Annotated in this window: 9 protein-coding genes; 3 read left to right on the top strand and 6 right to left on the bottom strand. The window is 63.9% G+C overall.

The features are described 5' to 3' along the window. Nucleotides 1-29: 29 nt before the first annotated feature. Complete coding sequence (locus tag PHA8399_RS20910) at nt 30-383, bottom strand: hypothetical protein (protein WP_058288013.1); 354 nt, start codon at nt 381-383, stop codon at nt 30-32. Between the two features lie 236 nt (nt 384-619). Between PHA8399_RS20910 and PHA8399_RS20905 the strand changes: the two genes are divergently transcribed. Then, nucleotides 620-1,417, top strand: coding sequence for a helix-turn-helix domain-containing protein (locus PHA8399_RS20905; RefSeq protein WP_082649599.1), 798 nt, complete (start codon nt 620-622; stop codon nt 1,415-1,417). A gap of 2 nt (nt 1,418-1,419) precedes the next feature. Here PHA8399_RS20905 and PHA8399_RS20900 read toward each other — a convergent pair whose 3' ends face one another. The 3 genes from PHA8399_RS20900 to prfB form a co-directional block, all read right to left on the bottom strand. Next, nucleotides 1,420-2,190: a DUF2189 domain-containing protein gene (locus PHA8399_RS20900; RefSeq protein WP_058288011.1), complete on the bottom strand. Its 771-nt coding sequence runs from the start codon at nt 2,188-2,190 to the stop codon at nt 1,420-1,422. A gap of 187 nt (nt 2,191-2,377) precedes the next feature. Further along, nucleotides 2,378-3,781, bottom strand: a complete 1,404-nt coding sequence (locus tag PHA8399_RS20895) for a calcium-binding protein (RefSeq protein ID WP_058288010.1) — start codon at nt 3,779-3,781, stop codon at nt 2,378-2,380. Between the two features lie 200 nt (nt 3,782-3,981). Further along, the gene (gene prfB / locus PHA8399_RS20890; protein WP_058288009.1) at nt 3,982-5,109 is read right to left on the bottom strand and encodes a peptide chain release factor 2; all 1,128 of its coding nucleotides are present in this window, start codon (nt 5,107-5,109) and stop codon (nt 3,982-3,984) included. Nucleotides 5,110-5,344: 235 nt separating this feature from the next. Between prfB and PHA8399_RS20885 the strand changes: the two genes are divergently transcribed. Beyond that, nucleotides 5,345-7,324 (top strand): Hint domain-containing protein, encoded by a 1,980-nt coding sequence (locus PHA8399_RS20885; RefSeq protein ID WP_058288167.1) that lies wholly within the window; start codon nt 5,345-5,347, stop codon nt 7,322-7,324. On the opposite strand, the gene PHA8399_RS20880 is transcribed toward PHA8399_RS20885, so the two are convergent. Then, complete coding sequence (locus PHA8399_RS20880; protein WP_058288008.1) at nt 7,321-9,822, bottom strand: penicillin-binding protein 1A; 2,502 nt, start codon at nt 9,820-9,822, stop codon at nt 7,321-7,323. The two genes, PHA8399_RS20885 and PHA8399_RS20880, sit on opposite strands and share 4 nt — an antisense overlap. A gap of 325 nt (nt 9,823-10,147) precedes the next feature. Here PHA8399_RS20880 and PHA8399_RS20875 point away from each other — a divergent pair, with 325 nt between their 5' ends. Next, on the top strand, nt 10,148-11,551 hold the full coding sequence (locus PHA8399_RS20875) for a nucleotidyl cyclase domain-containing protein (RefSeq protein ID WP_058288007.1): 1,404 nt from the start codon (nt 10,148-10,150) through the stop codon (nt 11,549-11,551). Between the two features lie 55 nt (nt 11,552-11,606). On the opposite strand, the gene PHA8399_RS20870 is transcribed toward PHA8399_RS20875, so the two are convergent. Further along, nucleotides 11,607-12,824, bottom strand: a complete 1,218-nt coding sequence (locus tag PHA8399_RS20870; protein WP_058288006.1) for an N-acetylmuramoyl-L-alanine amidase — start codon at nt 12,822-12,824, stop codon at nt 11,607-11,609. Nucleotides 12,825-12,910 lie beyond the last annotated feature (86 nt).

Below are 12,910 nucleotides of genomic sequence, written 5' to 3'. Positions count from 1 at the left end.
TTGCTGCCGGCCTGGAAACAGGCCGGCGCTCAGGTCCGGGTGGCCTGAAGCGGTGCGGAAACGCCCCGCTTTTTTGCGGATTGCACCGGAAAAGGAACCACCGTGCCGCGGGTCTGGCCCTCTGCGCCGGAATCCCGCCCGCAGGCCTCTGCTGACAGCCGGTCTGCCAAATCCGGGCTGCCCTGTTCGATTAGGACCGAAAGGTTTCCGGCAATCCTGACATTTCCGCTGATGGCCAGGTCGAATTCAACCCAATCGCCTGGATTGAATTCCGGAAACTCCGCCCCAGCTTCTTTTGTATAAAAAGCGAGATCCCCCTGATCTTCACACCAGATTACGGCTTTAGTCAGGGTTTCATCCCGCCACAAAACGACTCCAATCATACCAGCCCTCGCATTGCCGCTCACCAATTTTGAAACAATTGGGGTGACGCCAACATGGTAAAATGCGCACTGGGCTATTGCATTTTGTGTCGGCTTGACTAGCCTTCTGACGTGGAATAGCACCAGCCATGACGCAGAACGGCAGCGGCCGCTCGCTTCTCACCGCAAAAGTCTTGCACAATCAGTTTGCAAGCGCCGCAACTGCATCGCGAAAATTTGAACCATCAGGGCCAAAGATGACCAGTCAGAACCGCTCACCAGCTGATTTGAGGAACATGTTCGGCGCCAATCTGCGTCAATTGTCGCGGCAATACCCGTCGGTTTCCGAACTGTCCCGCCAGCTTGGCATCAACCGCACCCAATTCAACCGCTACCTGTCCGGTGAAAGTTTTCCGCGCCCGGATGTGCTGGACCGTATCTGCCGCTTTTTCGATGTTGATGCGCGTATTCTCCTGGACCCGGTGGAAAAACTGTCCAAGGCCGGTCAGGTGATAAACGGCGCATTTCTGGCGGATTTCCTGGGCCGGGGCGTGCAGCAGCTGAGCCAGGATTTTTTCCCGTCCGGGTTTTACCGTTTTACCCGCCGCAGCTTCATCAATGACGATAAATTCGTGATCGGCCTGACCTATGTGTTCCGGGACGCGGGCGTGACTTACATCAAGGGCTTTGAAGCCAAGGAGGCGATGTACAGCCAGGGGCTGCCAGCCACCCCGGCGGCGCGCGAATTCCGCGGCTACGTCAGCGGCCACGAGGACGGCGTCGCCTTTGTCATCGCGCGGCGCAGGGCGATGACGTATTCCTTCAACTATCTGGCCCGCGAAGCCTCTCTGGAGAACAATTTCTGGTCCGGCTACGTGGCCCGCACCGTGCGCGAAGGCCAGACCGGCGAGCGGGTTACCCGGATGGTTTATGAACACCTGGGCCGCGATACCGGACAGGTGCTGGCCGCAGCGCGCAGTGCAGGCTTTGCCGACGCAGCGGACCTGCTGCCCTTCCACCGCCGCCTGCTGCACGCCGGCCAGCCCTTCCGCTGACGCTATTGCGCGGCGGCCTGGCGGTAGATGTGCCAGGTGGCGTGGCCCAGCAGCGGCAGCACCAGGAACAATCCCAGGAACCAGGGCAGCAGCGCGGCGAAAGTGGCGGCGGCAATCAGCCCGGCCCAGACCATCATCACCAGGAAGTTCTGCTGCACATACTGGAAGCTGGTGATCATCGCAGTGACGAAATCCACTTCGCGGTCCAGCAACAGCGGCAGAGAAATCACCGTAATCATATAGAGCAGCAGCGCAAAAAGCGCGCCTACCACGGTGCCCACCGCCAGCATCGTCAGCCCGTTGGCGGTCAGGAACACCTCGGCAGAGCTGGAAACATTGGTCATCGTCGCATGCCCCATAAACAGGGCAAAGATCATGTGGCCGAGGAAAAACCAGAACAGAAACACCACAATGATGATGGCGCAGATTGAGGGCAGTTGGCGGCGGCTTTGCTGCAGCACCACCCCAAGGATGCCGCCAAAGGCAATCGGCTGCCCCTGTTCCAGCCGGTGCGAAACCTCGTACAGGCCCACTGCGGCAAACGGGCCGATCAGCGGAAAGCCGATGGCAGCCAGAACCAGCCAGTAGGTGGTGCCGGTTTGCACGGTGACCCAGGCCATGGCCCAGCCAGCCAGAACATAAAACCCCGCAAAGAACAGCCCGAACAGCGGCTTGGCCCGGAAGTCGGCCCAACCGCGGCGCAGTGCCTCGAACAGCATGGGCATGGCAGCAGGCCGCAGTTGCGGCACCCCAAAGGGCTTTTCTGTGGTCATCGCGGTAAGTCCTCTCAAATGCCTGTTTGCGCCAGCCTAGCCGCGAACCCGGCATCAAAAAATACTTTTCAGATACATGTTTAAATACTTGCGCGGGGCCCGCCGCACAGTAGCCAGCGGCCCTTGCAGAACACAAAAGACGGGCTGTCACGCCCGTCCTTATAGGCATATGTCAGGCGGCGTGCGGTTAAACGAAGACAAAATCGTCCGCGCTCAGAGCAAGCCCCGCCTCACCGTCCAGGCGGACCGTTCCGCCATCATGGGTGATCAGGCGGCTGCCCGCACTGTCAGTGATGCTGAGGCTGGAAAAGCCGCCGCTGTGGCCGCTGATCTGCAGGATGTCGCTGCCTTCTTCGAAGTCCCGGACCAGGTCATCGCCGCATTTAAAGACAAAGGTGTCAGCCCCCTTGCCGCCGGTCAGCGTGTCATTGCCGCTGCCGCCCTTGAGGGTGTCGTTGCCGCCGCCGCCGGCCAGCCGGTCGTTGCCGCCGCCGCCGTTCAGCCTGTCCGGCCCGGCCAGCCCGGCCAGGCGGTCATTGCCGCCCTTCCCCGCAAGCAGGTTCGCGCCGCCGTCCCCCGTCAGCCGGTCGCCCTTGGCGGTGCCGGTCAGGTTCTCGACCGAGGTGGCCTGCACAAACCCGGTGCCCTCCGCGCCCAGCCTGCCGCCTGGCGCGCCGGGGTTCTGCCACGCTCCATCCAGGTTAAGCGAAAACACCACCCCGCTTGAGATCTTCGAGAAATCAACCGTGTCTCTGCCATCGCCGCCGCTGATCTGCACCCCAGTGCCGGGACCGGTTTCCGAGAGCCTGACGATATCCCGCCCGCTGCCCAGCCGGACCAAAGCGGCACCGCCGGCGCCGACCTCTGCGGTGTCAATGCCATTGCCGGTGGAGATCAGCTCGACAAACGCATTCCCGGTGCGGACAGTGTCGTTGCCGCCGCCGGTGCGAACAACGCCAGCACCGCTGTTGCCAACCACAACGGTATCGTCACCGCCGGAGGTGCTGACAAATTCCGCAAACCCCTTGCGGACCACAACCTTGTCATCGCCGGCGCTGGTGCGCACGGTGCCCGCGCCGCCGCTGCCAATGGTGATCACATCCCCCTTGGCCCTGTCCGCGTCGCTGCCGCCAAGGCCGGTCTCGATGTTGAACACAAACGCGCTGCCGGTGGTGACAAAGTTTTCTTCGGCAAACAGATGGATGGAAAAGGTGCTGTCCTGCTGGTTTTCTCCCAGCGTGACCTCATGCTTCTTTCCGTCCCATCCGTTGATTTGCCGCGCGCGGGTGCTGTCCAGAACCACGCTGGAGTTGTAGCCCAGCTCCAGATAGTCGATCCGGCGGCCGGTTCCGCCGTCCAGATCGGTGATCCTGGTCAGGTTGTTTTCCGCTGCGCCGCCGAACCGGACGATCTTGGCCGTCCAGTCCTGCCCGGTGAGGCCGACATCTGCCACCAGCCTGTTGTCCGCATTGCTTTCAAAGACGTTGTAGGTGTTCAAAAAGCGGTCGAACCACTTAACGCTGCTTAGGCCATCAAGCAGGGGAATGGCTGTTTCACCGTCAAATACGAGATTCAGATTGACCCGTGCCATGACACTCCCCCCAAGCCACGAAAACCAGCCTTGGCAGGTCTTAGCAAAGGGCGTTCGGGCCCCATCGGCAAGGTGGCGATTTCGATAGCTTGCCCGCAGCGGCGCCAAAGAAATAAGCTCCGGCTGATACGGCCGGAGCTTGCAATTCACTCAGCAGATGCAGTGTGCCGCTGCCGCCAGGGCAGGACCGGCGGCGCAGATCAATCCTCGCCCTGGGCCTCGGAGCGGCTCTTGCCGGAAACATTCATGGCCAGGGTCGCAGCCATGAAGCCGTCCAGATCACCATCCAGAACGCCCTTGGTATCCGAGGTCTCATGCCCGGTGCGCAGGTCTTTCACCATCTGGTAGGGCTGCAGCACGTAAGAGCGGATCTGGTTGCCCCATCCGGCATCGCCCTTGGCCTCGTGGGCGGCGTTGATCTCGGCGTGGCGGCGGTCCAGTTCCTGCTGATACAGGCGCGATTTCAGCGCCTTCATGGCGATGTCGCGGTTCTGGTGCTGCGATTTCTCGGACGAGGTCACCACGATGCCGGTCGGAATGTGGGTGATCCGCACCGCCGAGTCGGTGGTGTTCACGTGCTGGCCGCCCGCGCCGGAGGAGCGGTAGGTGTCGACGCGGATGTCGGCCGGGTTCACCTCGATCTCGATGTTGTCATCCACCACGGGGTATACCCAGACAGAGCTGAAGGAGGTGTGCCGCTTGGCCGCCGAGTCATAGGGCGAGATCCGCACCAGCCGGTGCACGCCGGACTCGGACTTCAGCCAGCCATAGGCGTTGTGGCCGGAAATCTTGTAGGCGGCGGATTTGATGCCCGCCTCGTCGCCCGCGCTTTCGGACTGCAGCTCGACCTTGTAGCCCTTCTTCTCCGCCCAGCGGACATACATCCGCGCCAGCATCGAGGCCCAGTCGCAGCTTTCGGTGCCGCCGGCGCCCGCGTTGATTTCCAGGAAGGTGTCGTTGGCATCGGCCTCGCCATCGAGCAGCGCTTCCAGTTCCTTCTCGGCAGCCTTGTCCTTCAGCGTCTTCAGCGACTCCTCGGCGTCCTTGACGACCTCGGCGTCCTCTTCCATCTCGCCCAGCTCGATGAGCTCGATATTGTCAGACAGATCCTGCTTGATGCCCTTGTAAGTATTGATGGAATCCACCAGCGCCTGGCGTTCGCGCATCAGCTTCTGCGCCGCCTCCGGGTCGTCCCAAAGGTTCGGATCCTCGACCCGCGCATTGAATTCCTCCAGGCGGAATTCGGCGGTTTCCCAATTCAATCGCTGGGCCAGCAGCTCCAGCGACTTCTCGATCTCCGCCACGATGTTCTGGGTTTCCGCGCGCATGGGGTATCCTTGCAATATCCGGGCAATCTCAGGTCAGGCCTGCGTGATAAACCACCCTTGCGCCGCTCGCAAGCCGCCACGCCGCGCGCCGCTGCCGAAGGTGCTGCAGAAAAACATCCTAAAATGCGGCGCAGATTTCGGGTTGCAAAAACGCGGCTTTAACGCCGTGCGGTTAAGTCTTGTTCCCGTATTGTTTGCCGGCGGGCGGCCGCCACTGTACCTGGGGACCTGGATCATGCCTAGCGGATATCTTGTCCAGCTTGGAGACGGATCGCTCGACCACGGCGACACGATTACCGCCACCTACGCCGCCTTCACGACGGATCAGAACCTGGGCGCCGGCAACTGGAGCTGGACCGGCTCGCATGGCGGCACGCCCTACACCGATGAGATTGAACCGGGCGTATATTACCTGGCCACAGACGGAAACGTCTATTTTGTGCCGGACTACGGCCCGCCCGACAGCTTCAGTTCGGCCAGCGCAGACACCCCTCCCGCCTACACCGACATGGATGGCCCGGTCGAGGGCACCAGCGGCGCCGACACGATCGGCAGCAGCTACACCGACAGCGATGGCGACCAGATCGACAACGGCAGCGGCGGCGGCGTGTCGGGCAACCAGGACACGGTGGAGGCCGGCGCAGGCGACGACACCGTGGATGCCGGCGCGGACAACGACCTGGTGCTGGGCGGCGCTGGCGGCGACAGCATTGAGGGCGGCAGCGGCGACGACACGATCTATGGCGACAGCAGCACCGAAGCGGGGCTGGGCAACTCGCAGCAGCACATCGACGATTCAAACGTCACCGATACCAGCAGCGGCTTCACCGTCACCGCCCGGGATCTGGCCGGGAACGCAAGTGCTGCCAACATTGACTATTACGACGGCGCTTTTGGTGTGGCCGGGGCGATTTCGGATTCAGACAGCGGCGTCGACGCCCAGATCGGCTATGACAAGGCTTCAGGCATTTCCGAGGAACTGATCGTAGATTTCGGCCAGAACACCACCGAGGCCAGCTTCTCCTACAAGCATCTGTATACCGACGGGTTCGGCGAAGAAGGCCATTGGGCGATCTACAAGGACGGGGTTCTGATTGCCGAGGGCGACTTTACCGAGACTACTGCGGGCACCGGCGCCGGCACGGTCAGCATCAGCGGCTATGGGGAGTTCGACCAGCTGGTGCTCTCTGCCAACCTGCAGACCGACGGCACCGACGGTTCCGATTACACGGTTTCGAACATCACCTTCACGGTGCCGCCGGAAACGCCCGCGGACGGCGATGACAGCCTCTCCGGCGGGGATGGCGACGATGTGATTTACGGCCAGGGCGGCAACGACACCCTGCAGGGCGGCAGCGGCGCCGACACGCTGGAGGGCGGTGCCGGGAATGACAGTCTCATCGTTGGCGAAGGCGACTCCGCCGCCGGCGGCGACGGCGACGACACCTTCACCATCGTCGACACCGGCGACAGCGGCAGCAACAACATCACCATCTCGGGCGGCGACGGCGGGCAGACAACCGGCGACACGCTGGATTTCAACGGCCAGCTCGACAAGGGCACGCTGACCATCACCGACAACACCGGCGGCAGCCTGACCGGCACCGCGGTGCTGCTGGATGGCAGCGTGGTCAGCTTCTCGGGCATCGAGCAGATCATATGCTTCGCGGCCGGCACCAGAATTGCCACCGCGGCGGGCCTGCGCGCCATCGAAACCCTGCGGCCGGGCGATCAGGTGATCACACGGGACAACGGGCTGCAGCCGGTGCGCTGGATCAGCCAGTCGGCAGTGCCCGCCACGGGAAATCTGGCACCGGTGCGCATTCCCGCGGGCCTGTTCGGGGCGGAACGCGACCTGCTGGTCTCGCCGCAGCACCGGATGCTGTACACCGGGCCGGCCGCCGCCCTGCTGTGCGGCGCGCAAGAGGTGCTGGTGTCCGCCCTGCATCTGGTCAACGGCAGCAGCATCCGCCAGCAGCCCGGCGGCAGGGTGACCTATGTGCATCTGCTGTTTGACCGGCACGAAATCATCTATGCCGAAGGCGCGCCGTCCGAAAGCTTCCACCCCGGCAGTCAGGCGGTGTCGGCGCTCAACGCGCCGGTGCGGGAGGAGCTTTTCCGGATCATGCCGGATTTGCGCTGGTGCCCCGGCACCTATGGCGCCACGGCGCGCCAGTGCCTGACGCGCCATGAGGCTGTGCTGCTGGGGGCCTAGTACAGCCCGCCTGAGCTGACGGTGCCGAAAGTGGCCTTGGGCCCCAGCACCGCAGTACCGCCGCTGGACGTCGTGACCTTGCGGCCGGACTGCTGCACCTCCTCGACCAGCGGCAGGTTCGACCCCATCGCAAAGCCGCCGTCATAGGTCAGGCCGAAGATCGGCTCGGCGCCGTCGCGGAAATACTCCGCCACCACATAGGGGCCGGAAGCATCGTCCGGCAGCCGCGCGCCGGTGTAGCGGTCGATCTTGATGAAATGGCCGCCTTCCGGCACCTCAAACGGGCCGCCCCCGAATTTCTCCACCGCCTTGGTCATGAACTGCTGGAACACCGGGCCGCACATGGTGCCGCCATAGGCGCCGCGGCCCATCGGGCGGGGCTGGTCAAAGCCCATGTAGCAGCCCGCCACAATGTTCGACGTGAAGCCGACGAACCAGACATCGCGCGAATCGTTGGTGGTGCCGGTCTTGCCCGCGGTGGGCACCGGCAGGTTGATCACGCTGGAGGCGGTGCCGCGGTCGACCACGCCCTTCATCATCGAGGTGAGCTGGTAGGCGGTGACAGGGTCCATCACCCGCTCGCGGTCGGTGACGATGCGCGGCGCCTGCCCCGCAGCCAGTGACGGGTCGGAACAATCCACGCAATCACGGTCATCATGGCGGTAGATGGTGCGCCCGAAACGGTCCTGCACGCGATCCACCAGCGTCGGCTGCACCCGCTCGCCGCCATTGGCAAACATCGCATAGGCCGCAACCATCTTGTAGAGCGTGGTCTCCTCCGCCCCCAGCGAGTTGGCCAGGAAGGCGCCCATGTTGTCGTAGACGCCAAAGCGTTCGGCATAGCCCGCAACCACCGGCATCCCCACCTCTTGCGCCAGGCGGATGGTCATCAGGTTCCGGCTCATCTCAATGCCGGTCCGCAGCGGCGTGGGCCCGTAGAACTTGTTCGAGGAGTTCTTGGGCCGCCACAGGCCCTGCGGTGTGTCGATCTCGATCGGGGCGTCCACCACGATGGTCGCCGGGCTGTAACCGCTGTCCAGCGCCGCCGCATAGACAAACGGCTTAAAGCTGGAACCCGGCTGGCGCAGCGCCTGGGTGGCGCGGTTGAACACCGAATGCTGATAGGAGAAACCGCCCTGCATCGCCAGAACCCGGCCGGAGTTCACATCCATCGCGACAAAGCCGCCCTGCACTTCCGGCACCTGCCGCAGCGACCAGTGGCTGAATTCGCCGTCCTTCTTCTCGGCCCGCACCAGCACCACGTCGCCGCGGGTGAAGTTTTCGGCAAAGCTGCCCTTCATCCACTTGATGTCGGCGCGCGGCACCGACCCGGTGCCCTTGCTGTGCTCAACCCCCACGGTCAGCGACTCGCTGCCAACCTCCAGCACCACCGCCGGATACCATCTGCCGCCCAGCACGATATCGCGCGGGACATCGGCATCTGCCAGCGCAGCGCGCCAGGTGGTCTCATCCGCCAGTTGGGCTTCCTCCAACTGCACGCCGGTGCCGCGCCATTTCCCGCGGGAGCGGTCGTACTTCTCCAGCCCGCCGCGCAGCGCCAGCGCCGCTTCGGCCTGCATCTCGTGGTCGAGAGTTGCGCGCACGGTGAAACCGCCGGTGAAGAATTCGCCCTCACCGAAATTCTGCGTCAGCTGGCGGCGGATTTCGTCGGTGAAATAATCCCGCGGCGGCAGCGCGGTGCGGAACGCCTCAAAATCGCCGTTCTGCACCGAGCGCAGCGGCTGCGCGACCTCCACCTCATAGACATCGGCGGAGATATATCCGTTCTCGCGCATTTCCCGCAGCACGTAATCGCGCCGCGCCAGCAGCCGGTCCTTCTGGCGCACCGGATGGTAATCCGACGGCGCCTTGGGCATCGCGGCAAGGGTGGCGGCCTCGTGCGGGGCCAGGTCGCTCAGCGTTTTGTTGAAATAGGTCTGCGCGGCGGCGGTCACGCCATAGGAGTTCTGGCCCAGGAAGATTTCGTTCAGGTACAGCTCCAGGATCCGTTCCTTGTCGAGCGTCTCCTCCAACCGGGTGGCGAGGATGATCTCCTTGATCTTGCGCTCAGCCCGGCGGTCGCCGGACAGCAGGAAGTTCTTCATCACCTGCTGAGTGATGGTCGAGGCGCCGCGCACGTTCTCCCCGCGCGACTGCACTGCCTCGATCGCGGCAGCGGCGATACCGCGGGCATCATAGCCGGAATGGCTGTAGAAGTTCTTGTCCTCGGCCGAGATAAAGGCCTGTTTCACCAGGTCCGGGATCTCATGCGACGGCGTGAACAGGCGGCGTTCCTTGGCGAACTCGTCAATCAGATAGCCTTCGCCCGAATAAATCCGGCTGATGGTCGGCGGCTGGTACTGGGCCAGCGACTCATGGCTCGGCAGGTCGCGCCCGTAGATCCAGAACACCGCCCCGATGGTCAGCGCCACCATCGCCACGCCAAGGGTGATGGTGCTGAAAATGGAGCCGAAGAAGGAGAGTATGAACCTGAGCACGGGGTTTGGCCTTTCTCGCGAGGTGCCGCCTATATATGCGCGGCGGTGTCCGGGGTCAAAGCATGCGGCGGCGAAAGTGTGCTGTCTTGAAATCTGCCGTCCCAAGAATTGGTTTTGCGCCGTCCGTGATGTATCCTGACCCGGCAATACTAACAGCGGCTGCCCCTTTTCCCAATGCTTGCCGCGGTTCGGCGCAAGCGGCGGGCAGGCTGAACGCACGCGCACCCGACCGCCGTTTTGGCCTGCCTCCCCACCCCTGCCCGCCAGCCGCGGCGCGTGCCTTATCAGGTTTTACCCGGCAGCCCGAAAGGTGGAGGAGACAGCTATGGCCAAACTCAGTGCTCCGGTCGGCGGCGGCAAGACCGCGGTGAACGACCCCAAGGACGTTGTGCTGGTCCAGAAGATGCTCAACGAACACGCGGCGACCGTCGGCTACAAGCGGGTGCCGACCAACGGCAAGGTGGGGCAGCCGACGATCCTCGCCATCGGCCAGTTCCAGCAGCAGGTGGTGAAGACCAAGGTGACCAGCCTGGTCGAACCCGGCTCGAAGACGTTCAAGATGCTGGACAGTTCCCCGGTCAAGGTCGCCGAACAGTTTGCCAAGGCACAGGGCGGCAGGCCGCTGCCGGCCAAGGGCAAGGTCTATGAGGTGAAATGGCGGGGCAAGACCCACTGGTTCACCGAGGACGACATGGGCGATGCCGTGGACGCCATCCAGAGCCGCCTGCACACCGAGACCCTGGCGTTCATGAGCACGCTGCGGAATTACCAGGACCAGTACCGCGAGATGCAAAAGGGGTTCTGGACCTTCTTCGTGAAGATGGTGACCCCGAATGCCGACATCGACCGCCCGGCGAAATCGCTGAAGAAGGCCGACGCCGCGATCGGCAAGCTGGTCGACATGACCTATGGCAAGAACAAGAAAAGCCTGCTGGCGTCGTTCAAGCAGATGAAGCAGACCAAGATCCTGCTCGACGCGGTGGCGCTTGATCTGAACATGCTGTCCAAGGAACTGGGCCAAAGCGCCAAGATCTGCGAGGAAATCTCTGTCGACCTGCGCGATGGCGCCGCCGACATCGTGCAGCTGATCCTGGTTACCAACGGGGTGAACCCCGCCACCGCCGGCGCCGTTGTCGCGGCGAGCAAGAACACGGTTCAGGAGATCGCCAACGGCGTCATCCTCAAGGGTCAATGGGTCAAGGCCGGCGGCGTGGCCGGGTCCTTCAAGCGCATCACCTTTGCGGCTGTAGCGGGCGGCTTTTCAGGCTGGCTGGGCGCCAAGGCCGGGCAGATGATCATGAAAGGCGTCGGCGAGCGGCTGGCCAGCCGCATGGTCAATTCCAGCTGGCTCAGCAAATACCTGTGGAGCACGGCGGCGCGCTGGGGCGGCAAGGAAATCGAGATCATCCTGGGCCGCTTCACCGCTATTCCACGCAAGATCGGGGCCGAGATCGCCCTGCAGACCGTCCTGCGGATGGCGCATAAATTCTTCACCGGGCGGGCCATCGCCAAGGCGTTGACCAACTACATGGCTGAATTGGAGAAAATCGTCAGCTCCTGCATGGAGAAAAGCAAGGCCGAGGGGCAGCTGATGGACTGCATCGCCGCCGGCCTGGAAAAGCAGGGGCTGATGGCCAAGGCCGCCGGTGACCTCCTGGCGCCGCACAAGCAGGCGCTGGAGCGCGAGATCGAAAAGGCGCTGGCCAAGGCCGAAGCCAAGGCTGGCTAACGAAGAGACCCCATCAGCCCGGCCCCGGGTGCAGCGGTCCGACTGCGTCTGCGTGCTACTTCCGCACCAGCGCGCGGCGGGCGTCATCCTGGGCACGCCAGGTGATCAGCCCGTTCAGGATGCCGCGGGCCGCCTTGGCGCGCCAGTCCGCATCCACCAGGTTTTTCAGGTCGCGCTTGCTGGACAGAAAACCGATCTCCACCAGCACCGAGGGAATATCGGCTGACTTCAGCACCGAAAACCCGGCAGAGCGCAGCGGCCGGTTGTTGATCGGCTTGCCTTGCGCGCGAAGCCCGTCAATCAGCGCCGCCGCCAGCGCGTCGCTGCGCGGCTGGGTCTCCTGCCGGGCCAGGTCCAGCATCACGCCGGTCACCCGGTCGTCCGCCTGGCTGAGGTCAGTGCCAGACAGCAGGTCCCCGCGCAAATGCCGCTCCGCCAGTTTGGCCGAGGCCGCATCGGAAGCCTCCCGGGACAGCGTGTAGACGGTGGAGCCATGCGCGCGCCCCTCCGAGATCGTATCCGCATGCAGCGATATGAACACATCGGCGCCGGCCTGATGCGCCATTGCGATGCGGCGCTCCAGCGAGACGAAATAGTCATCGTCGCGGGTCATCATCACGGTGAACTGGCCGGAGCGCAGCAGCGCCTCGCCCAGCTCGCGGGCGAATTGCAGCATCAGGTGCTTCTCGATGACAACCTCTGTCTCTGCCCCCGGATCAATGCCGCCATGGCCCGGATCCAGCATCACCAGAAGCGGCGCGTTTTCATCCCGCGCGGCCCTGCCCTGCATCTCCTGCGGCGCGGGCAAATCCCAGCGCGGATCCTGCGGGGCGCCGGCGCTGGCGGCGAACTCCTCTGCCGTGGCGGGCTCCAGCGACACCGCCAGACGCGCAGCGGCGGTCACCTGATCAATGCGCATCGCCGCCGATGAGACCTTCATCGGCTGCGCCAGCTGCAGCACCAGACGCGACCAGCCCGGCACGTAAGTGCCGAACTGCGCAGCGGTAATCTGACCGCCCTGCACCAGCTTGTCCGCCGTCAGCCCGGTCCAGTCGACCTCCTGGAAATCCAGCACCAGCCGCGGCGGGCCGTCCAGGGTAAACAGCCGGTACGGCACCCCCTGGCTGAGGCCCAGCGTCATCTCCGCCCCCTGCCCGGCATCGCGCACCCGGCTGGCCTCTGCGTCGATGCGGGCCAGGCCGCTGAAGCCTTGCGCCCAAGCGGCTGCGGCCAGCAGCCAAATCAGTGCGGAAAATGAAAACAGTCTGCCCATGCGCGCCTCTTGCCCGGCCTTTCTGGCCTTTTGCCGGGCAGACTAGGCAATTCCGGCGGATTAGGAAATCCGCCTTCTGCAGTTAT

This window comes from Leisingera aquaemixtae (assembly GCF_001458395.1).
Lineage (GTDB): Bacteria > Pseudomonadota > Alphaproteobacteria > Rhodobacterales > Rhodobacteraceae > Leisingera > Leisingera aquaemixtae.
Note: the sequence above shows the minus strand (reverse complement) of the source record. Positions and strands in the feature narration are given on the sequence as shown.

Coding starts and splice junctions, on each gene's coding strand:
- PHA8399_RS20910 (WP_058288013.1), bottom strand. CDS start 383: ATGATTGGAGTCGTTTTGTGGCGGGATGAAACCCTGACTAAAGCCGTA.
- PHA8399_RS20905 (WP_082649599.1), top strand. CDS start 620: ATGACCAGTCAGAACCGCTCACCAGCTGATTTGAGGAACATGTTCGGC.
- PHA8399_RS20900 (WP_058288011.1), bottom strand. CDS start 2,190: ATGACCACAGAAAAGCCCTTTGGGGTGCCGCAACTGCGGCCTGCTGCC.
- PHA8399_RS20895 (WP_058288010.1), bottom strand. CDS start 3,781: ATGGCACGGGTCAATCTGAATCTCGTATTTGACGGTGAAACAGCCATT.
- prfB (WP_058288009.1), bottom strand. CDS start 5,109: ATGCGCGCGGAAACCCAGAACATCGTGGCGGAGATCGAGAAGTCGCTG.
- PHA8399_RS20885 (WP_058288167.1), top strand. CDS start 5,345: ATGCCTAGCGGATATCTTGTCCAGCTTGGAGACGGATCGCTCGACCAC.
- PHA8399_RS20875 (WP_058288007.1), top strand. CDS start 10,148: ATGGCCAAACTCAGTGCTCCGGTCGGCGGCGGCAAGACCGCGGTGAAC.
- PHA8399_RS20870 (WP_058288006.1), bottom strand. CDS start 12,824: ATGGGCAGACTGTTTTCATTTTCCGCACTGATTTGGCTGCTGGCCGCA.